The sequence below is a fragment of the Streptomyces sp. YGL11-2 genome (assembly GCF_050054615.1).
In the GTDB taxonomy this organism is placed as follows: Bacteria; Actinomycetota; Actinomycetes; order Streptomycetales; family Streptomycetaceae; genus Streptomyces.
Genome location: NZ_JBNHIN010000038.1, coordinates 11,508 through 35,778 on the forward strand (window position 1 = coordinate 11,508; position 24,271 = coordinate 35,778).

22 protein-coding genes are annotated in these 24,271 nt (G+C 72.9%); 9 read left to right on the forward strand and 13 right to left on the reverse strand.

Features of this window, described 5'->3' with window-relative positions; all coding sequences use genetic code 11:
* Nucleotides 1-89: 89 nt before the first annotated feature.
* The 4 genes from ACO1BR_RS31720 to ACO1BR_RS31735 all read right to left on the reverse strand — a co-directional run bounded on the left by ACO1BR_RS31720 (nt 90) and on the right by ACO1BR_RS31735 (nt 5,489).
* Nucleotides 90-1,307: an aminotransferase class V-fold PLP-dependent enzyme gene (locus tag ACO1BR_RS31720; RefSeq protein WP_426798541.1), complete on the reverse strand. Its 1,218-nt coding sequence runs from the start codon at nt 1,305-1,307 to the stop codon at nt 90-92.
* A 5-nt stretch (nt 1,308-1,312) separates the two neighbouring features.
* Nucleotides 1,313-2,662 carry a pyridoxal-phosphate dependent enzyme gene (locus tag ACO1BR_RS31725; RefSeq protein WP_426798542.1) on the reverse strand — a complete coding sequence of 450 codons (1,350 nt, stop codon included), beginning with the start codon at nt 2,660-2,662 and terminating at the stop codon, nt 1,313-1,315.
* Entirely contained in the window at nt 2,659-4,176 is a 1,518-nt protein-coding gene (locus ACO1BR_RS31730; RefSeq protein ID WP_426798543.1) for a Y4yA family PLP-dependent enzyme, read from the reverse strand. The genes ACO1BR_RS31725 and ACO1BR_RS31730 overlap by 4 nt, the downstream gene beginning before the upstream one ends.
* A 137-nt stretch (nt 4,177-4,313) precedes the next feature.
* A complete protein-coding gene (locus ACO1BR_RS31735; RefSeq protein WP_426798544.1) occupies nt 4,314-5,489 on the reverse strand; it encodes an alpha-hydroxy-acid oxidizing protein in 1,176 nt (391 codons plus the stop codon).
* 366 nt (nt 5,490-5,855) lie between these two features.
* Between ACO1BR_RS31735 and ACO1BR_RS31740 the strand changes: the two genes are divergently transcribed.
* The 4 genes from ACO1BR_RS31740 (at nt 5,856) to ACO1BR_RS31755 (ending at nt 9,919) form a co-directional block, all read left to right on the forward strand.
* Nucleotides 5,856-7,154 (forward strand): VWA domain-containing protein, encoded by a 1,299-nt coding sequence (locus ACO1BR_RS31740; protein ID WP_426798545.1) that lies wholly within the window; start codon nt 5,856-5,858, stop codon nt 7,152-7,154.
* Nucleotides 7,154-7,993, forward strand: a complete 840-nt coding sequence (locus tag ACO1BR_RS31745; RefSeq protein WP_426798546.1) for a hypothetical protein — start codon at nt 7,154-7,156, stop codon at nt 7,991-7,993. Before ACO1BR_RS31740 ends, ACO1BR_RS31745 begins: the two co-directional genes overlap by 1 nt.
* Nucleotides 7,994-8,181: 188 nt before the next feature.
* Nucleotides 8,182-8,622 carry a hypothetical protein gene (locus ACO1BR_RS31750; RefSeq protein WP_426798547.1) on the forward strand — a complete coding sequence of 147 codons (441 nt, stop codon included), beginning with the start codon at nt 8,182-8,184 and terminating at the stop codon, nt 8,620-8,622.
* 127 nt (nt 8,623-8,749) lie between these two features.
* A complete protein-coding gene (locus tag ACO1BR_RS31755) occupies nt 8,750-9,919 on the forward strand; it encodes a PP2C family protein-serine/threonine phosphatase (protein WP_426798548.1) in 1,170 nt (389 codons plus the stop codon).
* Nucleotides 9,920-10,144: 225 nt separating this feature from the next.
* Here the strand turns inward: ACO1BR_RS31755 and ACO1BR_RS31760 are convergent, their stop codons facing one another.
* The 3 genes from ACO1BR_RS31760 to ACO1BR_RS31770 form a co-directional block, all read right to left on the reverse strand.
* The gene (locus tag ACO1BR_RS31760; protein WP_426798549.1) at nt 10,145-11,395 is read right to left on the reverse strand and encodes a PP2C family protein-serine/threonine phosphatase; all 1,251 of its coding nucleotides are present in this window, start codon (nt 11,393-11,395) and stop codon (nt 10,145-10,147) included.
* Nucleotides 11,396-11,401: 6 nt separating this feature from the next.
* Nucleotides 11,402-11,587: a hypothetical protein gene (locus ACO1BR_RS31765; RefSeq protein ID WP_426798550.1), complete on the reverse strand. Its 186-nt coding sequence runs from the start codon at nt 11,585-11,587 to the stop codon at nt 11,402-11,404.
* Between the two features lie 165 nt (nt 11,588-11,752).
* Nucleotides 11,753-13,369 carry a hypothetical protein gene (locus ACO1BR_RS31770; RefSeq protein ID WP_426798551.1) on the reverse strand — a complete coding sequence of 539 codons (1,617 nt, stop codon included), beginning with the start codon at nt 13,367-13,369 and terminating at the stop codon, nt 11,753-11,755.
* 287 nt (nt 13,370-13,656) lie between these two features.
* Between ACO1BR_RS31770 and ACO1BR_RS31775 the strand changes: the two genes are divergently transcribed.
* Together ACO1BR_RS31775 and mgtA are read left to right on the forward strand one after the other, a co-directional pair.
* On the forward strand, nt 13,657-13,950 hold the full coding sequence (locus ACO1BR_RS31775; protein ID WP_236574017.1) for an ArsR/SmtB family transcription factor: 294 nt from the start codon (nt 13,657-13,659) through the stop codon (nt 13,948-13,950).
* Nucleotides 13,934-16,636 (forward strand): magnesium-translocating P-type ATPase, encoded by a 2,703-nt coding sequence (mgtA, locus tag ACO1BR_RS31780; RefSeq protein WP_426798552.1) that lies wholly within the window; start codon nt 13,934-13,936, stop codon nt 16,634-16,636. The genes ACO1BR_RS31775 and mgtA overlap by 17 nt, the downstream gene beginning before the upstream one ends.
* Before the next feature lie 112 nt (nt 16,637-16,748).
* Here mgtA and ACO1BR_RS31785 read toward each other — a convergent pair whose 3' ends face one another.
* Entirely contained in the window at nt 16,749-18,119 is a 1,371-nt protein-coding gene (locus ACO1BR_RS31785) for a hypothetical protein (RefSeq protein WP_426798553.1), read from the reverse strand.
* Nucleotides 18,120-18,216: 97 nt separating this feature from the next.
* Complete coding sequence (locus ACO1BR_RS31790) at nt 18,217-19,737, reverse strand: LCP family protein (RefSeq protein ID WP_426798554.1); 1,521 nt, start codon at nt 19,735-19,737, stop codon at nt 18,217-18,219.
* 143 nt (nt 19,738-19,880) lie between these two features.
* Between ACO1BR_RS31790 and tatA the strand changes: the two genes are divergently transcribed.
* On the forward strand, nt 19,881-20,222 hold the full coding sequence (gene tatA, locus ACO1BR_RS31795) for a Sec-independent protein translocase subunit TatA (RefSeq protein ID WP_426798555.1): 342 nt from the start codon (nt 19,881-19,883) through the stop codon (nt 20,220-20,222).
* Nucleotides 20,223-20,258: 36 nt separating this feature from the next.
* On the opposite strand, the gene ACO1BR_RS31800 is transcribed toward tatA, so the two are convergent.
* The gene (locus ACO1BR_RS31800; RefSeq protein ID WP_189301750.1) at nt 20,259-20,489 is read right to left on the reverse strand and encodes a hypothetical protein; all 231 of its coding nucleotides are present in this window, start codon (nt 20,487-20,489) and stop codon (nt 20,259-20,261) included.
* 157 nt (nt 20,490-20,646) lie between these two features.
* Here ACO1BR_RS31800 and ACO1BR_RS31805 point away from each other — a divergent pair, with 157 nt between their 5' ends.
* A complete protein-coding gene (locus ACO1BR_RS31805) occupies nt 20,647-21,450 on the forward strand; it encodes a hypothetical protein (protein WP_426798556.1) in 804 nt (267 codons plus the stop codon).
* Nucleotides 21,451-21,647: 197 nt separating this feature from the next.
* Here ACO1BR_RS31805 and ACO1BR_RS31810 read toward each other — a convergent pair whose 3' ends face one another.
* Nucleotides 21,648-22,229 carry a TerD family protein gene (locus ACO1BR_RS31810; protein WP_426798557.1) on the reverse strand — a complete coding sequence of 194 codons (582 nt, stop codon included), beginning with the start codon at nt 22,227-22,229 and terminating at the stop codon, nt 21,648-21,650.
* A gap of 103 nt (nt 22,230-22,332) precedes the next feature.
* Nucleotides 22,333-22,599 (reverse strand): GlsB/YeaQ/YmgE family stress response membrane protein, encoded by a 267-nt coding sequence (locus ACO1BR_RS31815; protein ID WP_426798558.1) that lies wholly within the window; start codon nt 22,597-22,599, stop codon nt 22,333-22,335.
* Between the two features lie 150 nt (nt 22,600-22,749).
* Between ACO1BR_RS31815 and ACO1BR_RS31820 the strand changes: the two genes are divergently transcribed.
* Complete coding sequence (locus tag ACO1BR_RS31820; RefSeq protein ID WP_426798559.1) at nt 22,750-23,796, forward strand: zinc-dependent alcohol dehydrogenase family protein; 1,047 nt, start codon at nt 22,750-22,752, stop codon at nt 23,794-23,796.
* 74 nt (nt 23,797-23,870) lie between these two features.
* Here the strand turns inward: ACO1BR_RS31820 and ACO1BR_RS31825 are convergent, their stop codons facing one another.
* Entirely contained in the window at nt 23,871-24,227 is a 357-nt protein-coding gene (locus ACO1BR_RS31825) for an MmcQ/YjbR family DNA-binding protein (RefSeq protein ID WP_426798560.1), read from the reverse strand.
* Nucleotides 24,228-24,271: the final 44 nt, after the last annotated feature.

Sequence of the window (24,271 nt, forward strand, 5' to 3'; positions counted from 1 at the left end):
CACCACGAGGCTACAGGTGGAAACGGTTTCCATTAGCCATAAGGGCCGCCATTCACCCCTGAGAGGCAGCCACCCCCGAGGGGCAGCCCTCACACCAGGGAGGTGAGGACGGTGAGCAACCGGTCGATTTCCTCCGGGGTGTTGTAGACATGCAGGCTCACCCGCACCGAACTCGACCGCTCCCCCGCCCTCCCCTGGCAGTGCCCGTCCGTCCGCACCATGAAGCCGTGACTGAAGAGGATGAAGCCCAGGTCGCGGGCGCCGATGTCGCGGTGCCGGAAGGTGACGATGCCACAGCGCTGCTGGACCGGCGAGTCGAGCGCCAGACTGCGCTGGCAGCCGAGGATCTCGTACGCGTCCAGCCGCCGCAGCCCGTCGGACAGCCGGGCCGCGAGGGCGACCGTCCAGCGCGCGATCCGGTCGGTGCCCGCGGCGCCCAACCAGTCGAGCGCCGCCGAAAGGCTGGCCACGCCCGTCGTGTTGGGGCTGCCGCGCCAACCGCCGGGGACGAACTCCGGACCGCGGGCCTGCCGGGCCCACAGGGCGCCGGAGCCGGGCAGCGCCAGGGCCTTGTGCCCGGAGAACACCACGAAGTCCACGTCGAGTTCGGCGACCGAGACCGGCAGATGGCCGATGCTCTGCGCGGCGTCGAGACAGATCGGCACGTCCGGCCCCACCACCCGCCGGATCAGGTGCACGTTCATGTTCCCGCCGTAGACGTGGTGCACATGCGTGGCGGCGACGAACCGGGTACGCGGCCCGGTCGACTCGGCCAGCGCCGCCGGGTCGTAGTCGCCCGACGACGTCTGGTACGGCATCTCCCGCACCCGAATCCGTACGCCCTGCCGGGCCAGCCGGTCCCGGGCCTCCAGCCACGGCGAGAGATTGGCCTCGTGGTCGGCGAACGGAACGACGATCTCGTCCCCGTCACGGAGCAGTTCGGGCAGCCAGTCCTGGGCGAGGACCCGCAGCCCTTCGGTCGTCCCGCCGGTGAAGTGGACCGCGGAGCGGGCCGGGTCCGGGTCGCCGAGAAAGGTCTTGATCCGGTCGCGGGTGCCGGCCACCAGGGTCGTGGCGGCATTGGCCCACGGGTAGGAACCGCGGCCCGCGTTGGCGTTGGCGTTGGTCAACTGATCCTGGACCGCGTCCAGTACGGCCTGCGGCTTCTGGGACGTGGCCGCGCTGTCCAGGTACGCCAGCTCCGGATTGCCGGTGATGATCGGGAACTGGGCACGCAGCGCGCGCTGCCACGGGCCTAGCTCCGCGAACAGCGCCGCACTGCGGTCACGCGCCGCGATGGGGGCCATACCGGTCACTCCCGCACCAGCGGAGCGCCGGCGTCCCGCCAGGCGATGACCCCGCCGCTGAGGCTGCGGACGTCGGGATGCCCCATGCGGGTCAGCAGCGCGGCATAACGGGCCGACTGCTCACCGACCGGGCAGACCAGCAGCACCGGCTGCTGCTTGCCGAACGGCAGCCCGCCCCGGACCAGTTCCTCGAAGAGCTCGTCCACGATGTTGATCGCCCCCTCGATGTGCAGCGCGGCGTACGCGAACGGGCTGCGCAGGTCCACCACCAGCGGGCGCTCCTGCACGATCCACTTCTGGGCGTCCTGGGTGTCGATGGCGCCCGCCGAGGCGATCTCGGCGGCGGTCAGATCGGCCACCGCGTTCCTGCGCGGCGGCTGGTGGAACAGGTCGGGGCGGCGCTGCCTGGTGTAACCGAGATAGCTCTCGATGCGGTCGCAGACGATGAAGACCGCCGACCTGCGCGCACCGCTCGCCGGCGCACTTTCCTGACCTACCGTCAACTCATCATCCCAAGCCTGGAGATGACGCACCGTTCCGTAGTAGGCCGCCCCGCCGGTGGGTCCCGCCAGGATGCCGCAGCGGCGGGCCAGCGTCAGCATCCCCTCGATGGCCTCGTCGGAACTGACCGACTCCATCGTGTCGTAGGTGTCCGGGTCGAACAGGCCGACCTCGTGGACCTCGTCGAGGGTGCGGATGCCGGGGATGAAGTCCGCCTTGCCGGCGACCAGGCCGACGACCCTGACGTGCGGATCGTGCTCCCGCAGCACCCTCGCCACCCCGGTCGACGAACCCGCGGTGCCGACACAGGCGACGAACCAGTCCGGTGCCCGCCCGTCCAGGTCCTTGACGATCTCCGGGCCGGTACCGGTCGTGTGCGCCTCGGTGTTGCGGGCGTTGAAGTACTGGTCGGTGTGCAGATAGCTGTGGCCGGGCCCGGACAGCTCCCGGTGGAAGAGGGTGAGGGGGTCCTCGGTGTTGGTCGGGTCCAGGCATTCGCTCTGCCCGGGAAGCTCCTCGATCTCGGCGCCCAGCAGCAGGAGCAGATCCTTGATCTCCGGTATCCGCATCCGGTTCGTCACGCTCTTGAAGGAGAGCCCGTGCATGCCCGCGATCACGGCCAGCGCCTTCGCGGTGTTGCCGCTGGAGAGCTCCACTACCTGGCTGCCGTGCGCGACGGCGTCGGCCAGCCCGGCGCGGGCCATGTGCCACGCGGCGCGGTCCTTGACCGAGCCGAAGGGGTTGAGCAGTTCCAGCTTGGCGTACAGGTCGATATGGCGCAGCCCGTGTACGGCCGGATCGATACGCACCAGCGGGGTGTTCCCGATGGCCTCGGTGATGCTGTCGTACCTCATCGCTCTCCCCCTGGACGTGTGATCGGCCAGTACTGCTCGTCGAGGCACCAGTGCCAGGAGCCCTCCTCCTGCCAGGCGGCGACCTTGCGCGCGACGGGCTGGTGCTGCGCGCCGCTGGTCTGGAAATCCATGCAGTAGCCCGCGGTGTTGGCGAAGCCCAGCAGTTCGCCGGGCCGGGGCAGCCGCGGCAGGAAGACCATCCGGCGGGTGATCAGATCGGCCTCCAGGCAGAGGCTGCCCGCCAGATAGACGCCCACCGGCTCACCGCCGCAGGTGGCTTGGGCCCCGTCCCGGGCGAGGAGGACGGGGTCCATCAGCACCCCGTGCTCCTCCAGCCCCGCGTCATCGGCCTTCATCCCCAGCCGGACCAGGTGCTCGCCGCCGTCCGTACGGCGCACCTCCAGCACCCGGGCCAGCACCAGCCCGCACTGGTCCACCAGGGCGCGCCCCGGCTCCGTGTACAGGTCGTAGAGGTTCTCCAGCAGCAGGGTGGCCAGCGGCCGGCCGCCGAAGGAGGGCGCGGGCAGCGACAGCAGCTCGTCGAGGTAGCGGTCGCCGGCGACCCGGCGGTGGGCCGGGTAGAGGGCGAGCGAGCCGCGCAGGGTGCCCGCGTCGTTGCGCAGCCCGTAGCCGTGTCCGCGCCAGGTGAGGGCGGGCCGCCGGCCCAGTACGGCGGCGGTCAGCGCGGAGGTGTAGCGCTCCCACTGCGCGCCGTGGGCAAGGTAGTTGACGCCGAAGCCGCCGCCGATGTCCACCACCCAGGGCCGCAGTCCGCGGCCGCGGCAGGCGTCCATGGCCCGGATGCAGCCTTCCAGGGCGCGGGCCTTCTCGTCCAGGCTGGTGGTGTCCAGGTGGTAGCCGACACCGATCAGCTCGATCGCGTCGGCGTGCCGCTCGACCGCCTTCAGCAGATGCTCCAGCTCCCCCGCCGGGGAGCCGAAGCGGCTGGGCCGGCTGAGCACCCGGACGCCGGGGCCGTCGAAGGCGGAGAGCCGTAACAGCACGCGTATTCGAGCGAGTTCACGCTCCCTCACCAGGGTGGCGAGCGCCTCCAGTTCACCGTACGAGTCGACGTTGACGGTGACGCCGGTGCAGGCGGCGAGCCACAGGAACTCCGGGTTCTTGGGGCCGGTCGCCATGATGCGGTCCGGGGTGAAACCGGCCCCCAGCACATGCTGCAACTCGCCCAGCGAGGCGACGTCGACGGCCGCGTCCGCAGCCGCGAGCCGCCGTACCAGTGCGCTGGAGCGGTTCGCCTTGTGCGCGAAGAACACCTGGCCGCCGAGATGACGGGTGCCGTACGCGGCGCGGAACCGCCGGGCGTTCTCGGCGATCTGGTCCGGCAGTACCACGTTGAGCGGCGAGCCCAGCGCATCGACGAGGGTGTGCAGCAGCTGCCCCGATCTCAGCAGCGACGCCAGACGCTCCTCCAGACGAGGCTCCAGAGACAGCGGCTCCGGTGACGATGGCACAGCAGCCGCCAAGTGACCCCCCTGGAAACGGACATGACGCATCCCGCTCGGTTCGCGTTAACCACTTCCCGCTCCCGGCGGCCTTTACGCCCGAGTGCACCCGCCCGCCGGGGCCTGGTGCCCGGGGCCGGTCCGGCGGGTCGGGTTCGGACCGGCCCCGGCCCGGCGGGCGGTGCGGGTCAGATGCGTACCAGAGTGTCCGGGCGGAGGTCGGCGAGCGTCGGGTAGCCGTCCACCGCCATCAGGAGATCGGCCTCGGCCAGCAGCGAGCGCAGGACGTGGACGATGCCGTCCGTGCCGCCGAGGGCCGCACCGTAGGCGTACGGGCGGCCTACGGCGACCGCGGTCGCGCCGAGGGCGAGCGCCTTGACGACGTCGGTGCCGGTGCGGACACCGGAGTCGAACAGCACCGGCAGGCCGTCGGCGGCGGCCACCACACCGGGCAGCGCGTCGAGGGCGGGCAGGCCGCCGTTGGCCTGGCGGCCGCCGTGGTTGGAGCAGTAGATGCCGTCCACCCCGCCGTCCCTGGCGCGGCGTACGTCCTCGGGGTGGCAGATGCCCTTGAGGAGCAGCGGCAGGTCCGTCAGGGAGCGCAGCCAGGGGAGGTCGTCCCACGTCAGCGGGTTGCTGAAGACGCCGGAGTAGAGGGCGACGGCGGCGCCGGGGTCCTCCTCGGGCGGCTTGGGCAGCCGGGCGCGGAAGACCGGGTCCGAGGTGTAGTTGGCCAGGCAGTGGCCGCGCAGCTGGGGGAAGTTGGCGGTGGCCAGATCGCGCGGGCGCCAGCCGAGGGTCCAGGTGTCCAGGGTGACGACGATGCCCTTGAACCCGGCGGCCTCGGCGCGCCGGACCAGGTTCTCGGCCAGCTCCCGGTCGCTGGGGGTGTAGAGCTGGAAGAAGCCGGGGGTGCCGCCGTACTCGGCTGCGACCTGCTCCATGGGGTCGGCGGACATGGTCGAGGCGATCATCGGTACGCCGGTACGGGCCGCGGCCCGCGCGGTGGCCAGATCGCCGTGCCCGTCCTGGGTGCACAGCCCGATCACCCCGATGGGAGCCATCAGCAGCGGCGACGGCAGGGTCATCCCGAACAGCTCGACGCTCAGGTCGCGTTGGGCGGCGCCGACCATCATCCGCGGCATCAGCCCCCAGCGCCCGAAGGCGCTGACGTTGGCGCGCTGGGTGCTTTCGTCCCCGGCGCCGCCGTACACGTACGACCAGACGGACGGTGGCAGGGCGGACTCGGCGCGCGCCTCCAGCTCGGCGAAGGTCATCGGCAGCCGCGGCAGTTCACCGTGCAGCAGGCCGTTGGCGTGGATCTCGTTCTGGTAGTCGCCGAAATGCGGGTTCGTGGGCGCCATCTTCTCCGTCTCCCTGGTGTCGCGGGGCTGCTGTTCTGTTCTCTTCTGTTCTTTTCGGGATGCGTCGGTCGCTTCTTCGGCTCTCTTCGGTGTTCCGGCGGCTTCCCGCGCGTTCCGGTGCGCTCTTGCCGCTTCCTGCGACGTTCCTATCGCCTTCCGCGGCGGCATGCCGCCGAAGGCACGCAAGCGGCCCGGTCCCCGTCGAGGTGGGGCCGCGGATGAGCCACGTACGTGTCCGGGATCCGAGGGGACAGCAGTTCGTCGCCGGGGCCGGGAAGTTGCGTACGCCGGCCCCTCCTATGGGAGGTTCGCGACCTCCGTCAGGGTCGTTTTGGACTCGGGGCGTTTTCTCCATACGATCCGGCGATGATCACCAGAACGATCACCAAACGGATCACCAGGCGAAGGCTGGCGGCCGGGGTGTGCGGGCTGCTGGCCGCCCTGACGGTCGGGCTGTCGCCCACCCCGGCCGCCGCCGGCGAACCCGCGCAGCAGTCCGCCCCCAAGGTCGAGCTGACCCTCGACGTCAGCGGCTCGATGCGGACCCGGGACATCGACGGGCAGAGCCGGATGTCCGCGGCGAAGCAGGCGTTCAACGACGTGCTGGACGCCGTCCCCGAGGGCGTCCAGCTCGGCATACGCACCCTGGGCGCCAACTACCCGGGCGAGGACCGGCAGGTCGGCTGCAAGGACACCCGCCAGCTCTACCCGGTCGGCCCGATCAACCGCACCGAGGCCAAGACCGCGGTCGCCACGCTCGTCCCCACCGGCTGGACGCCGATCGGCCCCGCCCTCCAGGCCGCGGCCAAGGACCTCCAGGGCGGTGACGGGCAGCGCAGGATCGTCCTCATCACCGACGGCGAGGACACCTGCGCCCCGTTGGACCCGTGCCAGGTGGCGCGCGACATCGCCGCCCAGGGCATCCACCTCACCGTCGACACGCTCGGGCTGCTGCCGGACGCCAAGACCCGCAGCCAGCTGAGCTGTATCGCCGAGGCCACCGGCGGCACCTACACCTCGGTGCAGCACCGCGGCCAACTCCGCGACCGGGTGCACCAGTTGGTCAACCGTACGGCGCATCCCGTGCGGACACCGGTCGCCACCCAGGGCGCCCAGCAGTGCACCGGCGCCCCGCAGCTCAAGCCCGGTCTCTACGGCGACCGCGAGAAGTTCGCCGAGCACCGCTGGTACCGGGTCGACGTCAAGCCCGGCCAGGAGCTGCGCGCGTCGGTGAGCGTCGCGGCGGACCGCGCTGTCAACAACGACTACGGGGTGCTGCTGCGGGCCTCCACGGTGCACGGACGCGAGATCGTCCGCGGCTCCGAGGCCGGTGACGGCCGTACCGACGCCATCTCGACCGGGCTGCGCTACGCCAAGCCCCCGGCCGGCTCCTCGGACGACGCCGCCAAGAACGCGGCGGAGACCGTCTGCCTCCAGGTCAGCAACTCCTTCTCGGCGCCCGCCTCGGTCAAGACCGACCCGGGTATGCCGGTCGAGCTGGCCGTGGATGTGGTGGACGGGCCGCACAACGCCTCCGACGCGGCCTCCTTCGGCCTCGGCCGGGGCTGGTGGCTGCTGGGCGCACTGGTCCTCACCGGACTGGTGGGCGGCCTGCTGTGGGGCTGGATCTCCCGTTGGCGCGTCACCGTGTGGAGGACCAACTGATGCGTAGCGTACGTCGATTGACGACGACCGTCGCCGCGGTGCTGATGGCGTGCGCCGGGCTCGCCGGTGCGGCGGGCACCGCCGCCGCCGACAGCCCGAGCCCGAGCGCCAGTGCCTCCGCCGGGGAGGACAGCGCCCCCACCGAGGCCGGTACCTCCTTCCGTACCGCGACCCCGATCAGGATGGACCAGCGGGCCACCGCCGGCGCCTCCACCGGCGACTACCTCTACTGGGTGCTGCCGATCGACGCCGGAGCGCGCGCCACGGTCAAGGCGAAGGTGACGCTGCCGCCGTCGTCCGCCCGGCACGGCGCGGCGACCTGGCAGCTGGACGTGTACGACGGGCTGCGCCGCCGGCAGGCGTGCCGGTACGGGGCGCAGACCAAGGCGGCGGCCAAGGACGCCGCGTCGGTCGAGCTGTCCTGCTCGCTGCGGACCGTGCGCGGCTGGGCGGAGCAGTGGGCGAACGACCCGCTGCCGGGGAGCTACTACATCCGGCTGACCGTCGTCGACCTCCCCCAGGAGGACCTGGGGCAGCCGGTGCACGCCGAGGTCGAGGCGTCCGCCTCCGACGCGGGCGGCGCGCAGGCGGTGGACGGCAAGCTGTCCGCTCCCCTGGTGCCGGGCGCGGTCGCGCCGACCCCGAAGCCCAGTGGGAGCGCGGCGGCTCAGCAGCCTGCGGCGTCCGATGCGCCGGACGGCGGCTGGTCGTCGGGCTGGTGGTCGGACCGCTGGGTGTGGACCGCCGTCGGCGGCGTCCTCGCGGCGCTCGCGGGCATCGGCGGCTACCGGCTGACCCGGGGCTCCGGCCGGCCGTCGTACCTGCCGCCGGGGGCCTGACCGGGCCCGCGGATCCGACGGGGCGGTCGCGGCATTGGTCCGCGGCCGCCCCGATCAGGAAACCGGCTCATCTCGCAACCGGGCGGCGGCAATTGCCATCAGGACAAGCGAGGGGCGCACGAGCCGGACACCGCACGACGTACGCCCAGGTACCCGACCGAACACGACACCAGCAGAGGACGTCACCCGTGAAGCCAGCCGTTCTGAACCGCCGGGCCGCCGGTACCGCCGTCGCCACCCTGATGCTCGCCGCGGGCACCGTCGGCGCCCTGGCGTCCCCGGCCGCCGCCAAGGCCAATTCCATGACCGTCGGCAAGGTCGCCCTGGACACCCGGCACGCGGTGATCACAGCCGCCCTCGCCTACTCCTGCGACCCCGGCTCCGACGTGCACCTGGCGACCACCGCGACGCGCCTGCACCCGGCCAAGGGGCACCGGCCGGCCGTGGCCACCGCGACCCTGGCCAACAAGAAGCTGGTCTGCGACGCGCGGCAGCACCGGGTGCGGCTGACCCTGCACCCCAAGCCCGGCTCCTCGTTCCACAAGGGAAACAAGGTCCAGGTCGTGGCGAGCGTCGTCACCCCGCACGGTGCCCACTACGCCGACGCGAAGAAGACCGTCACCCTCTGACCCGGGAAGCCGCGTCGCGCCCCGGCCCGGGGTGCGACGCGGCAGCCCGGGCCTGTCCGGCCGGCCTCTCCGGGCGGTCGGCCAGGCCCTGCGGGCGCCGCAGCCGCGCCGGGTGTAAAGAGGAGATATGCGCGTCCGGCAGGGTCGTCCCCGTCCCGGCAGGTCCTGGCAGCTGAGCCACGGGTTGGTCGTCATCCCGCTCGCGCTGATCGTCGCGGTCACCGTGCTGGACATCAGCACCCCCACGAGCATCCACCTGGGCCCGTTCCTGGTGGCCGCGCCCGCGATCACCGCGTCCTTCGCGGGGGCCCGCCTGACCGGCGTCATCGGAGCCCTGGCGGTGGCCGCCCAGATCCTCATCGGCCAGCTGCACGGCGGGTTGACGACCGCGAACCACCAGGCGCAGGTCGCCGCCCTCCTCATCCTGTCGGTACTGGTGACGATCTTCCGCTATGTGCGCGACCGGCATGCGCGACAGCTCGTCCAGGTACGGTCGGTGGCCGCGGCGGCACAGCAGGTGCTGCTGTGGCCGCTGCCGCGCCGGATCGGCCGGCTGCGGATCGAGTGCGCGTACATCTCGGCGGAGGAGGAGGCCGAGATCGGCGGTGATCTGTACGCGGCGGCGCCGGTGCCGGGTGGGGTCCGGCTGGTCATCGGGGACGTGCGCGGCAAGGGCCTGGCGGCCATCGGCGAGGCGTCCGTGCTGGTCGGCGCCTTCCGCGGGTCGGCCTACCGGCACCTCCCCCTCGCGGGCATGATGGCGCACCTGGGCAACTCGGTGTACTGGAACCTGGCCCACGCCCCCGAGGAGGACCCGGAGTCGTTCGTCACCGCGCTGATGCTGGACGTGCCCGACAGCGGCCCGTTCCTGCGGATGGTGAACTGCGGACACCCTCCGCCGCTGCTGCTGCGCGACGACAAGGTCCTGCCGCTGGAGGTCGCCGATCCGGCGATCCCACTGGGCCTGAACACCCCCTCGCCGAGCGAGTACGAGGTCGAGACCTTCCCCTTCGAGTCGGACGATGTGCTGCTGCTCTACACGGACGGGGTGATGGAGACCCGCAACCGCGACGGCGTCTTCTACCCGCTGACCGACCGGCTGGCCTCCTGGAACGACCGCGACCCGGCCTCACTCGTGCGGCGTCTCCACGACGATCTGCTCCGGTACGCGGACGGGAACCTGGGCGATGACGCGGCGATGATCGCCATCACCCGGCCCCCGGACACCGAGGAACCGGACGCGGGGCAACCGGCCCCGGGGCAACCGGACTCGGAACAGCCCGCGGCGGGGACGTAGCGGTACGGCGGTACCGGAGGATGGGGACCCGGCCACGCCGCGCACCGACCTTCACGAGGAGACCGGCGGTCGGCAGGCGCATCGTCCGGGTCCATCCGCCCGACGACGCCACCGGCACCCCGCGCATCCACCGGCTCTTCCCGCTCGAACGGGGCGCCGGCTGCCCCCGCCCTCGCCCCGTACCGGCAACTCGCCACCGTCGCCCTTGAGTTGGGCCGATCCGCATCACCCCGCTGCGGACTCACCGTTGCGCGGCGACACGACGTCCGCCCGGGCGGGCTGCCGGGAGCCGCCGCCGGGGCCCGGGTGGGGGCGGATGCGGGCGGCGAGGACCGCGACATCGTCCTCGGCGTGCCGCCCGTCGAGGCGGAGCAGCACCTCGTCGAGCACGTCCTCCACCCCGGCGCCGGCGGGCAGGCGCATCCCGGCGATCCGGGCCAGGGAGGCGTCGATGTCCTCGCCCCGCCGTTCGACGAGGCCGTCGGTGAACATCACCAGGGTGTCGGCGGGGGTGAGGGCGCGGGTGACCAGCTCGTAGCCGCCGACGCCGGTGCCCAGCGGCGGGCCGACCGGGACGCGGAGCAGTTCGGCGGTGCCGGCGCCGGTGAACACGACCGGCGGGAGATGGCCCGCGGCGGCGAACGCGGCGATACCGCGGGCCGGGTCCACCCGGGCCAGCAGACAGGTCGCCGGGCGTCGGCCGTCGTCCTCGGCCACCGCGAGGTCGAGCTGGCGCAGGACCCGGTGCGGCGGCAAATCGGCCGAGGCGACGTAGCGGAGGGCGGAGCGGTAGGCGTTCATGTCGACGGCCGCGTCGAGCCCGTGCCCCATGACGTCGCCGACGGCCAGCAGGGTGCGCCCGAAGTGGAGCCGTACGGACTCGAACCAGTCGCCGCCGACCAGGGCGCTGGTGCCGGACGGCAGATAGCGGGTGGCCAGCTCCAAGTTGGGGTGCGGGCGGCCGGGTTCGGCGAGCAGCGCGCGTTGCAGGTCCATCGAGGTGCGCCGGGTGGCGGCGTGACGCCGGGCGTGCGCGAGATGGGCGGCTGCCAGGTGGGCCGCGTGGCGGAGGGTGGCGCTCTCGTCCTCGGTGAAGCCGCCGTCGGCGCGGGCGGCGAGCAGCACGCCGTAGAGGTGGCCGTGGGCGAGGAGCGGCACCGACAGGGGCACCGGTGCGGCGGCGAACCCGGGTTCCAGCAGCGGGGCGGAGCCCGCCTCGGCCGCCCGGTGCAGCACTGCCGGGGAGGGTGGCCCGCCGGGGGTTCCGGGTGCGCCGGTGGCCGCGTCCTCGGGGAGGAGGTCCACCGCGGCGGCGTCGCACAGCCGCCGGCAGACGAACCGGGCGAGTTCGGCGCAGGTGGTCTGCTCGTCCAGGGTGGTGCCGATCCGCTCGGCGGCCTCCTCGACCGCGTGCCACCGCGCCCGCAGCCCCGCACCGGGCTCCGTCGGCGGGCGGTAGTTGTCAGCCAAGAGCACCCGCGCTCAGCGGTTCGCCGCGTGGGCGGCGGCCACCACGGCTCGGTCGTCGCCGGATATTCCCCTCGCCCCTCCGGCGCTCTCGCGCCGGTCGGTGATGTCAGGGCGGCCGGCGGGAGAGACCGGGAGGCATTCCGTCACGGCCTCGGTGATTCCGAGGAGGACGGCCTCGCCGATGCTGATCGTGCTCATGGTCCACTTCCGGAACGGTGCGATGACGGCGCTGAAGACTGTGAAGAGGGGGTGTGGCGATGCACCCCCGATCAAACACGGTGCGGAAGTTTCCGGTCCGCACATCCGAACGGAGATCCGGTGAATTCTGCGCTCGCCGGAATTCCCCCGGGATATCCGCGGGATTTACCGGACGGCCGTTTTCCGAGCCTTCGGGACCGGCGCGAGATAGGCACGGTATCCCCGGAATCGGGTGGAGTCGGGCAGCGGCGCGGGGTGCCAGGAACGGGCGTAGGCCGGGGGCGCGGTGCGCGGCGGGACGAGCAGGGCCACCGGGCGGCGGTTGGCCTCGGCGCGCAGTCCGTCAGGGGTGATGCTGGCGTCGGGGCCGCCGATCTGCCGGGAGGCACAGCCCGTGTAGTACGCGATCTGTACGGCGTTCTCGCCGGAGAGCGTGCAGGGCGGGCGCAACCCGAGGCCGTGCAGGGCGGTGGCGACGGCCGTGAAGTCCTGGTGCATATGGCGGTTGCGGGCGGTGTTGCCGGTCAGCACGGCGCCCTGGACGGCCAGATGCCCCAGAAGGGCCACGGCGAAGAGGACCGTGGCGAACGGGCGGAGCCGGTCCCCACCCGCGATCAGCCGCCACACGCAGTCGGCCACGGGGAGGGCCAGCAGGGCGTAGCCCGGCAGCAGGAAGCGGGGCGCGGCGTAGTCGATGAGGAAGAGATACGGCGCGGCCATCACCAGCGCGACCGCGCCGGGCAGCAGGGCGGTGGCCGGGCGCCTGGCCCGTACGGCGGCCAGGATGCCCCCGAGGACCAGGACGGGCAGGGCGAACCACCACACCGCCGTGACGGGGTGGCTCCAGGGCACGTCGCAGGGACGGCACAGCCCGACCCCGTCCAGACTGCGGATCTGGTCCTCCACGGCGACGTTCCAGCCGATGCCGCCCTGGATCTCGGCGGCCCGGTGCAGCCGGGCGATCAGGCCGCCGTAGCTGGTGTACGCCTCGACGACCCAGTCCGCGCCGCCCAGCACCAGCCCGCCCACCAGCAGCAGGACGAGCCCCGGGCGCCGCCACCGGGGCACCGCCAGCGCCGCGGCGGCCAGTGCGAGCACCAGCCAGACGGCGTCCGGCGGGCGCATCAGCGCCACCACCGCGACGGCGAGCGGAAGCATGACTCGCGCCCACCGGTCCGTGCGGTCCCGTACGGCGCGCAGGAAGCAGCCGACGGCGGCCAGCGTGGCGTACGCGCTCCAGGGGTTGGGCATGGCCTGGGGCGCGTAGTAGAGGGTGATCCAGAGAGTGGCGAAGAGGGCGCCACCGAGGGCCAGGACGCGAGTGGGCAGCAGCCGGCGCCAGATCCACAGCGCGCCCAGGAGGCCGGCGCCGGAGAGCAGCGCGAGGACGATCCGCAGGACGGTGGTGGAGGAGGTCAGCTCGGTCACCGGCGCGATCAGGTAGGTGATGCCGCGGGCCCGCGGTGCGCTGAAGAAGGCGGGTGGCGCGTGCCGGCTGACCTGGCTCGCGTAGACCGTCTCGTCCCAGCCCAGCCCGGATCCGGGTGCCACCAGGGCCACCTGGAGGAGGACGAACAGCGCGCTGACCGCGACGAGCCAGGGCAGCGTGCGCGGGGCGGAGACGTCGGCGGGCAGCGGGCGGAGCCCGTGGACCTGGACCGGAGCCCGGCGCAGCGCCCGACCGTCCCTGAGGGCCCGGCTCCATTCCGTGGTCCGGCCCCCGTAGGTGGCCCGGCCCCCGGCAAGGGGCCGGGGCGCTTCCATGGTCCCGTTCTCTTCCATCGTGAGACCTCGCGAGATCGAGTGGCTGATGCGACCGTGATGCACCCGTGGTGAAGCATTCGCCATCATGGGGGCAGCCGCGGCGCCCGGCACTCCGCACTCGCCTGTTCGGCACTGGAAGCTTCGGCCTGTCAGGGCATACGGCCCGCCGCCTACACTGGGCGTTCCGGGGACAAGGGGACGCCCTGGAAGGACGGAGAGCGGCAGTGGTGACCAGCTTCGACGGCAAGGCCGCCAAGGCCGCCAAGCCCGACCCGTCCGCCGAGGTACTGGCCGCGGCGGCGGCGATGTTCGGACTGCTGGCCTCTCCCCCGCGCCTGCACATCGTCTGGGCACTGGCCCAGGGCGAGAGCGACGTCAGCGGACTCGCCGAGCGGGTGGGCGGCGCCCTGCCGGCGGTGAGCCAGCACCTGTCCAAGCTGAAACTGGCCGGACTGGTGCGCTCACGCCGCGAGGGCCGGCGGGTGGTCTACCTCGTCGACGACCCCGACGTGGTGGCGGTGATGCGGACGCTGGTCGTCCAACTGGCCGCCCGTTCCGAGGTCGAGGCGCCGTTCCGCCTGCGTGAGCTCGGTGCCTGAGATCACCGCGGCACCCGGGACCGGCCCGACGCCCCCGGACACGGAAGACACCCGCGCGGGCGGGGAGCCCCACAGCGCCCCGGCGGGGGCAGGGGCGCTGGCGGCGTTGACGTCGTTGACGTCGTTGCAGCTGATGCGGCGGCTGGGCAGCGGGCCGCGCGGGCTGACCGACGCCCAAGCCGAGGAGCGGCTGGCCCGGCTCGGCGAGAACACCATGCCGTCCTGGAAGCCGGTGTCCTGGCCGCGGCGTTTCCTGGGCAGTCTGCGGGATCCGTTCACCACGGTGCTGCTGTGCCTGGGGCTGGTGTCGGCGGCCGTCGCCTCCTGGGGCACCGCCTGCGTGATCCTGACGCTGGTGGCCGTCAGCTGCGCGCTGCGGTCCGGCGGCGAGCACCATGCCAGCCGGTCGATGGCGGCGCTGCGGGAGCTGGTCGCCACCACGGCGACGGTGCAGCGCCGGGCGGACGACGACGCTCCGCCGCGGGTGCGGGAGATCCCCGTCGACCAGTTGGTCATCGGCGATGTGGTGCGGCTGGGCCCGGGAGACCTGGTACCGGCGGATGTGCGGCTGCTGCGGGCCAGCGGGCTGACCGTTCATCAGGCGGCGCTGACCGGTGAGTCCGCGCCGGTGCCGAAGCGGGCGGTGGACGCGCCGCTCGACGGGGACGGCGGGCCGGCCGAACCGCCGCACATGTGCTTCCAGGGCAGCAGCGTGGCGTCCGGGAGCGGGACGGCGCTGGTGGTGGCCACGGGTGCGGACACCCGGTTCGCCGCGGCGTACGGCGGGCGGGCCCGGCGGCGCGGGGAGACCGCGTTCGACCGCTCGGTGCACGGCATCGCGTGGACGCTGATCCGCTTCATGCTGCTGACGCCGCCGCTGGTGCTGATGGCGAACGCCGCGCTGCGCGGACGCGGCCTGGAGACGCTGCCGTTCGCGGTGGCCGTCGCGGTCGGTCTGACGCCGGAGATGCTGCCGGTGATCGTCACCACCGCGCTGGCCCGGGGGGCCGCCGCGCTGGCCCGGACGAGCGGGGTGATCGTCAAACGGCTGCCGGCGCTGCACGACCTCGGGGCGATCGACGTGCTGTGCCTGGACAAGACGGGCACCCTGACCCAGGACCGGCCGGTCGTCGTACGGGCCGTCGACGCACGCGGCGTCGGCGATCCCGAGGTGCTGCGCTGGGCGGCGGTGAACAGCTTCTGGACGATCGAGCTGGCCGAGCTGCCGGTGCCGGACGCGCTGGACGAGGCGGTCCTGGAGGCGTCCGACGCGAGCGGGGCGGATCCGCTGGAGTACGACGGGATCGCGGCGCTGCCGTTCGATCCGGTCGGGCGGCTGGCCGCGGCGGTGGTCCGCAGCCCCGGGCGGCACGGCAGCCACACTCTCGTCGCCAAGGGCGCGGTGGAGGATGTGGTCGCCCGCTGCGGGCGACTGAACCTCGACGGGCAGGACGCCGAGATGGACGAGGCGGCTCGCGAGCGGCTGCTGCGGTTCGCCGCGGCGGAGGCGGAGGGCGGTCTGCGGCTGCTGGCCGTGGCGCGCTGCGAGCGCCGTCCCCGGCTCGGCGCGTACACGGACGCCGACGTCCGGGGGCTGACCTTCCTCGGCTTCGTCGAGCTGAGCGATGCGCTCGCGCCGTCCGCGGCCGACGCGCTGGAGGTGCTCGCCGAGCGCGGGGTGGCGGTGAAGGTGCTCACCGGCGACCACCCGGGCACCGCGGCGCGGGCCTGCCGGGATCTGGGGCTGGAGCCGGGCGAGGTGCTCACCGCGGACCGGCTCGCCGGGTGCAGCGGGCCGGCGCTGGCCGCGGCGGTCGAGCGGGCGACGGTCGTGGCGCGGTGCACGGCCCAGGACAAGGCCCGGATCGTCACCGTGCTGCGGGAGAGCGGGCACACCACGGGGTTCCTCGGGGACGGGGTCAACGACCTGCCCGCACTGCACGCCGCGGATGTCGGGATCTGTCCGCGCGGGGCGGTGCCGGTCGCGCGCGAGGGCGCGGATGTGGTGCTGGGCGAGAAGGATCTGACCGCCATCGAGCGGGCGATCACCACCGGCCGGCACGCGAGCAGCAATATCGCCGCCTATCTGCGGATAACGCTGTCGTCCAACCTCGGCAACGTGATCGCGATGCTGGCGGCGGGTCTGCTGCTGCCCTTTCTGCCGATGCTCCCGGCCCAGGTCCTGGTGCAGAACCTCTGCTTCGACGCGGCGCAGCTCTCGCTCGCCTTCGACCGGCCGGGCCCCGGCTCGGCGCGCCGGCCCGCCGTGCTGCGCCCGAGGGTATTCCTCCGCTTCATCACCGCCTTCGGCCTGATCAACGCCGCCGCCGACCTGGCGACCTTCGCGGTGCTGGCGTTCTCGGCCCGCGCGACGTCGGGGACCGACACCCCCACGATGTTCCACGCAGGGTGGTTCACCGAGAACCTGCTGACCCAGGGGATGGTGATGCTGCTGCTGCGGACGGGCCGCCGGGCCGCCGAGGGCCGGGCCACCGGGCCGGTCCATCTCGCCGTCACGGCCCTCGCGGTCGTCGGTCTGCTGCTGCCGGTCTCCCCGCTGGCTCCGCTGCTGGCCATGTCGGCCCCGCCGCCGCTGTACTACCTGCTGCTCTCGATCGTCCTCGCGCTCTACGGGGCGGCGCTGACGATCGCGCGGATGCGGTACGCGCGCCGGGAGAACGGTTGACGGACCGCGGAAACGGCCGACGGACCGCGAGAACGGCCGAGGGCCTGCCCGGAACGGAATCCGGGCAGGCCCTGGTGCGTCGGCGGGTCAGCCGTGGTTCACCGCGGCCGGCTCACCAGTCGCCGCCGCCACCGTCGAAGCCACCTCCGTCGAAGCCGCCGCCGTCGCCCCAACCGCCGCCGAAGTCCGCCGGGTTGAAGTTGGCTCCGGAGTCGGTCCCGCCCTCCGTGCCGCCGAAGAACGACGGGGAGTCGGCATAGGCGGACGGGGCGCTGATGAGGGAGCCGAGCACGGTTCCGGCGACCAGGGCGGGGAGCACGCCGCTGCCGAAGTAGCCGCCGGCCCACGGCGAGTAGGCGGGTCCGGCGTTCCAGTACGGCTGCTGCCCGTCGGCGGTCTGCACCGTACGGGACATCGGCTCCTGGCCGTCGGCCAGCCGCGTGGCATCGGCCGCGCAGGCCGGGACCGGGCGCGGCGCGCCGCCCGGCGGGGCCCACTGCACGTCGACGGTCGAGGGACCGTGCCGCGGGTCGAAGAAGCAGGGCTTGCGGTGTTCCGGCAGCGGGGCGCCGGTGCGCCGCGCGGCGAGCGTGGCCAGTGCGAACCGGCCGCGCTCCAGGGCATCGGTCACCGCCCGTACGTCCCCGGGGACGCGGGCCCCGGCCATCTTGGTCTTGGCGAGGTCGTAGGCGTCCAGGGCCGTGGTGTAGTCGGCGCGCATGTCGTCGGTGGCGCCGGGCTCGGAGGGGTTGAAGTCGAGGTGCTCCAGGGCCTCGCCGAAGGCGGTGATGTCCTCGTCGACCACCACGCGCAGTTGCTCCAGCTCGGCCTGCTCGCGCCGCTTCCGGTTCCGGCGGTACAGGGCGTAGCCGCCTCCGGCGCCCGCGACGACCGCACCGGCGGCGATCAGCCCGGTGGTGGAACCGCCGGATCCGCCGCTCGCGTCGTCGCCCCATGAGGAGGGTGCGGTCCCGTGCGCCTGGGCGATGGCCTGGTTGGCGAAGTCGGTGACCGCGCCCTTGGCGTCGTCGCGGCTGTGGGAATCCCTGACGGCCTGCCGGAGGTTCTGCACCGCGTTGGCGGGCAGCACCGTCCGGTCGGCCCCGGCGTTGAAGCCGACGCCGGCGAGGTGGACGGCGTAGACGCCGGTCACGCCGACCCTGGTCCGCAGGTCCTTCAGCAGCGTCTTCTTGGGAAATTCGGCGGTGTCGGGCAGCACGGCGACGAATACCGGCTTGTCGGCGTCGCGTATTTTCTTCGCGAGGGCGTCCCGGTCCGCGTCCGGCAGCTGGTCCTTCACCCGCGGGTCGACATATACCGGGCTCTTTCTGAGTGCCTCGGCCACGGTGTCCAGGCCACTGCCCGCGGCGTACGCCGGCCGCGGCAGCACGGCCACCGTGGCGAGCAGCACGAGGGCCGCCAGCAGGACGCCGGACAGGACTCCGGTCAGAGGGCCGGACGAGGGCCGGCGGAGGGCTGACATAGGGCTGATCTCCTCAGGATGCTCGGGATGTGTACGGGATACGTAGGGGCGAAACAGGGTGAACGGGACTCCTGCGACTGTCCATTATGGGTGGTCGTCAGCCGTAGGAGAGATCGGAGCAGGGGTTGTCGTCGGCGGACCGGGCCCTGCCGCCCACCTGCGAGGGCTCTCCTCCGGAGGGGGACGCAGCGGGGGCGGGTCGGGTTGCGTAGGACCGGCCGAGGGTGACGTTGACGCCCGGGGCGGCGGCCTGCCGGAGCACCGCGTCGGGGAAGAGCCGGGCGACGGCGACGGCGTGGTCCTGCCGGCCGGGGCCGTAGCTGATCACCGTGGTGGTGTGCCGCTGGGCGCCGGCGGTGGCGGTGCCGGTGACGGTGAAGCCGGCGGCCTTGAGCTCGTCGGCGGCGCGGGCGGCCAGCCCGGGGACGGTGGTGCCGTTGTAGACGGTGACGCGGATACCGGCCCCGGACACCGTGACGCCCGGCCCCGCGGTGGTGGCGTAGGCGGCCTTGCCGTCGTCGTCCTTGTGCGCGGACGTGCCGCTGGCGTCCTGGCCGTCCACGGTGCGGTCGGCGCGCATCGCCGACCAGAGGTTGTCCGCGTCCGGATGCACGATCGCCACCCGGGCGCCCTGATAGCGCCACGGCAGGGTGACGAACTTGGTGTTGTGCAGATCGACGTTCTTCATCGACATCGCGAAGGCGAGGAGCTTGTCCGCCGAGCCCAGCCCCGGGTCGACGGTCATCGACTCGGTGGCCGCGTTCGCCAGCGGCAGCAGCGCGGAGGGGTTCATGCCCTGCGACCTGACCTTCTTGATCAGGCCGGAGACGAACGCCTGCTGCCGCTTGATCCGCCCGATGTCCGAGCCGTCCCCGATGCCGTGCCGCAGGCGTACGTAGTCCAGCGCCTTCTGGCCGGAGACGGTCTGCGAGCCCTTGGCGAAGATGCGCTGCCCGCGCGATCCCCGGTTGGGGTTGAGGTCGCCCTCGTAGACGTCCTTGGGCAGGCACACGGGGACGCCGCCGACCGCGGTGGTCATCTTCGAGAAGCCCGCGAAGTCCACGACCACGGTGTGGTCGACACGCAGCCCGGTCAGCTTCTCCACGGTGTTCTGGGTGCAGGCCGGATTGCCCTTGGCGGTCTGGCCCACGGTGAACGCGGAGTTGAACATCGCCCCGGACTGCGGGGCGGTCCAGCTTCCGTCGGGCAGCCGGCACGGCGGGATCTCGACGAGGGTGTCGCGGGGGAACGACACGGCGCCCGCGTGCCGGCCGTCGCCGTAGACGTGCAGCAGGAAGGCGGTGTCCGAGCGCCCCACGTCGCCCGTCCCGCCGCCCAGCCTGGCGTTGCTGCCGGCGCGCGAGTCGGAGCCGATGACCAGGACGTTGCTGCCGCCGGCGCCCGCGGCGGGCCGGTCCCGGCTGAGGCCGTCCGCGCCGAAGGTGGTGATGTTCCCGTTGAGCTGGAGGTAGAGCCAGCCGGAACCCGCGACCGCGAGGAGTAGAACGGAGACCGTGAGCGCCGCCGCTGTCCGGACCCCGCTGGGCCGACGCCGCCGTCCCCCGACAAGCCCGTCCTCGCTTCCGCGTACGGCTTGTGCCTTGTGGCTGCGTGTCACGTGTGCACCCTCGTCCGTGCGATTTCGTGCAGGCAGAGGGGGAGCCCCTGCACAGGGTTATACAGTTGCGCAATGTAGCAAGTGAAATCCGGGGCCGGTCCCCGTCGGCCGCGACTGTGACAACGAGAGAAAGGCGGGCAGCGATGCTGCGCAACGGACTGGAACCCTGGCATCTGCTCGTGGTGGCAATCGTCGTGATTGTTCTCTTCGGCTCCAAGAAGCTGCCCGACACCGCCCGCGCACTGGGGAAGTCGCTGCGGATCCTCAAGAGCGAGGCGAAGGCGATGCGGGAGGACGACGGGACGCCGCCGACCGCCACCTACGAGGCGGGGCCCCAGGAGCGGACCGAGCCGCCGCGCACGATCCACGCGGCACCCGGCGCGCCCGGCAGCGTCAGCTCCGCGACCGCCCCCGGCAGCGCCGGCGCCGAGCGCCCCGCCGCCGCCCGCGCGGACCAGGAGGCCGGCCCCCGCCCCGCTTCCTGAGGCAGGGGCACGGAACTCCTCAGCGCGGACGGACCGTCAGGGGCTGACCCCGTCGAACCCGTACCGCAGCGGCTCGCTCTTCACCTTCAGGTCACGGCGGTAGATGTGCAGCGCCGCGATCTGCATGCCGTCCGGTGCGTTCTCCGCCTGGCAGGGGTGGTTGACCTGCAGCACGCTCGGCCGGCCGCTCAGTCGGAGCCGGACCCCGTCCGCGGGCCCACCGGAGAGTACGGCCGTTTCCCACCCTGCTGCGTCCATCTCATCCATGAGCAACACTTTAGGGATTGCGCAATCAGGGAACCATCAAGAAGTGCACCACGTTGGTCCGCACAGTGACCGGAATGCATCGCCGTCCGGTCGGCCCCGGCAGCGCACCGGGCCGAACCGCGCAACCTTGGCTCCCTCAACCCACCGGGGAATACACGTGCACGAGAACGACCGCTTACAGGCACAGGACGCACCCGAATTCGAGCGCACCCTGGACCGGGCCCTGAACTCCCCGGAGATCAGGGAGGCGTTGCAGCGGACGTCCAGGACACTCAACTCCGAGCAGCTGCGCAGCGAGGCGCTCGGGGCGCGCGCCGCGATCACCGCCGGGGCGGCCGCCGAGTACCGCGAGTTCGTCCGGCTGCGGGCCGCCACGACCCCGATCCGCCCCGTGGAGCCCAAGCCCGGCACCGGCGCGCAGGCCCGGAGCGGCGGACTGCTGCCCGCGCTCGGGGTGTTGGTGCCCGGCCTGGCCGCCACCGCGGCGGCGGTCTTCCTGCTGTTCGGCTTCGGTCTGCGGGCCGTCGCCTCGCCGTCCCCGCTCGCGGACGAGCTGATCGGGGCCGGCTGGACGTCCGCGGGTGTGGCGGGTGTGGCGACGTTGACCGGGCTCGGCTGGATGCTCGTGGCGGCGGCGCGCAACCGCGCGGCGGCCGATGCCCGGACGCCGGAGGACGCCGATCCGGAGACCGCGCAAGCGCACGCCACCTGGCAACTGGCCTTGCTGGAGCGGGGAATCATGCCGTTCCTGCTCGGCCGGCTGGACACCACCCTGAGCGGCGGCGGGAGCCGCACGGGACGCCCGGCCCTCCCGCGCCCCGCCGCAGCCGGTGTCTCCGGCGGCTCGGGCGAGGGGCGCCCCGTCCAGACCGACGGCCCCGGCTTCAGCTCCCCGGACTTCTCCGGCCCCGACTTCGGCAGCCCGGACTTCTCGGGGCCGAAGGCGCCCGGGGCGCAGTAACGAGCGCCGTCGAGGACCGCACCTCGACGGCGCCCCGCGCTCTCACGGCCACCCGCCGCAGCCACCGGGGCCACCGGGCTCCGGCCCGCAGCGTCACGAATGCGTCATGGCCCCCGTCGTCACGGATACGCCGTAGCGCGCGTCGTCACGAATGCGCCGTAGAGCCCATCGTCACGCATACCCGGTGGCTCGCCTCGTCACAAATGCGCGGCGATGGTGGGCATCAGATCCTGGAACGTCCGGCCATGCGCGGGCGTGCCCAGCGCCGCCATCTGCCAACCCCCGTCCGCCCGGAAGACCTTGGCCATGATCTGGGCGGTGTGCGCGCCGCCTCCGGAGAGGGTGTACCGCGCCAGCTCCTGGCCGTTGGTCTCGTCGACCAGGCGGCAGAAGGCGTTCTCCACTTCCTGGAAGGTCTGCCCCGTGAAGGAGTTGACGGTGAACACGATCTGGTCGACGTGCACCGGCACCCGCTGGAGATCGACCAGCACCGACTCGTCGTCATCCCCCTGGCCGCTGCCACCGACCAGATTGTCGCCGGTGTGCCGCACCGAGCCGTCGTCGCTGACCAGATGCTGGAAGAAGACCACGTCCATGGGCTGCTTGCCCGCGAAGAGCACCGCCGACGCGTCGAGGTCGATCTCCCGGGCCGTCAGGCGGGCGAGAAATCCCTTGCGGCGTGCGGCCTGCCAGCCCAGTCCCATCCGTACGACACTCAGCGCCCCGCCGTCGGACTTGCTGAGGCTGACTTTCTGGCCCTTGCTCATGTTCACGGTCATCTGATTCCCCAATTCCGGTCTGCTGGGGAAACGGACGCGCCGGCACGGCGGTTCCCGCAGCCGCGAAGAAAGATGCGCCTCTCCCGGTGCGGGGGGAATCGACTCAGTCCCGTGAATTCCCGAACAGCAGCCGGTAGATGATCAGCAGCACGAGCGCACCGGCGACGGCGGCGATCCAGGTGGCGGCGTCGAAGAAATGGTGGGCGATCGGCCGGTGCAGGAACTTCGCCGACAGCCAGCCGCCGACGAACGACCCGGCGATACCGATGAGCGTGGTCCCCACCAGCCCGCCCGGATCGCGCCCGGGGAGAAGGAACTTGGCTATCGCACCGGCCAGGAGTCCGAGCACGATCCAGCTGACGATGCCCACGGGACATCCTTTCGTCGGTCGTTGGCTACGGGCGAAAATCTACAGCACTGTAGAAATTCACTGCTCGGGATCAGGCCAGGGGCCGGCGGGGACGGCGGGCGGTGCCGGTCAGCGTTTGCCCGGTGTCCGGGCGGGCGCGACGCTGGAGGGGTGGCAGCCGTGGCGCGGGCGGAGACGCTGTGCGGCTGGGCCGTGGAGCGGCCCGGTCCGGCGGGCTCCGGACCGCTGACGGCGGTGCGCCGGCCCCTTCCGGAGCCGGGGCCCGGCGATCTCCTGGTGAGCGTGGAGGCATGCGGTGTCTGTCGTACGGATCTGCATCTCGCTGAGGGTGATCTGGCGCCGCACCGGCCGGCGACCGTGCCGGGACACGAGATCGTGGGCCGGGTGGTTGCCGCGGGCGAGGCGGTGACGGCGTTCCGGACCGGTGACCGGGTGGGCGGGGCGTGGCTGCGCGGCACCTGCGGGCGGTGCCGCTACTGCCGCGCGGGGGCGGAGAACCTCTGCCCCGAGTCGACCTATACGGGGTGGGATGCCGACGGCGGGTTCGCGGATGCGGCGCTGATACCGGCCGACTACGCGTATCCGCTGCCGGAGGCCGCAAGCGCCGAGAAGCTGGCGCCGCTGCTGTGCGCGGGGATCATCGGCTACCGGGCGCTGCGGCGCAGTGCGCTGCCGCCGGGCGGCAGGCTGGGGATCTACGGCTTCGGGGGCTCGGCACATCTGGCGGCGCAGGTCGCGCTGGCCGAGGGCGCGACCGTCCATGTGCTGACCCGGTCGGCGCGGGCGCGCGACCTGGCGCGCGAACTGGGGGCGGCGTCGGTCGGCGACGCGTACGACGCACCGCCCGAACCGCTGGACTCCGCGATCCTCTTCGCGCCGGTCGGGGATCTCGTACCGGTGGCGCTGGCGGCGCTCGACCGGTCGGGCACGCTCGCCGTCGCCGGGATCCACCTCACCGACATCCCCGCGCTCTCGTACCACCGCGAGCTGTTCTACGAGCGGAACCTGCGCAGTGTGACGGCGAACACCCGGCGCGATGGACGGGAGTTCCTGGAGGCGGCGGCGCGGATCGGGATCCGGGTCACCACGCGGCCGTATCCGCTGGGCCGCGCCCCGGAGGCGCTGGCGGATCTGGCCGGTGACCGTATCGAGGGGGCGGCGGTGCTGCTGCCGGACGAGCGGTTCCGACCGTCCTGACGAGCGGCGACGCGGTCCGCCACGAAGCGGCCGTGTGTTCCGCCGCGGAGCGGCGAAGGACCGCCGGCTCGCGGTCAGTCCCGGGTCGGGTATGCCTCGACCAGTGCGTCCGGGGCCGCCTGCTTCCAGGAGTCGACGAGGATGTCGCGGAGTTCGTCGATGTCCTCCAGGGCGGCCAGGCGGACCCGTACCCAGTTGGAGCCGGCCTCGTGGGGCGGTACCCAGAACTTCTCCGGCTCGGCCGCGATCAGCTCCTGGCGCTCGTGGCGGGGGCAGCGCACGGCGAAGGAGGTCTCGTCATCGGGGACGGTGATGAACATCTTCCCGGCGACCCGGAAGGTGGGCATGCCCCATGCCTGCTTCTCCGTGGTCTGCGGGAGGCCGAGGGCGATACGGCGGATGTCGTCGGAGTCCGGCTCGGTCGTGGTCACGTCACCAGATTACGGCGCACCGGCGAGCCGTGATCATCCGCGTC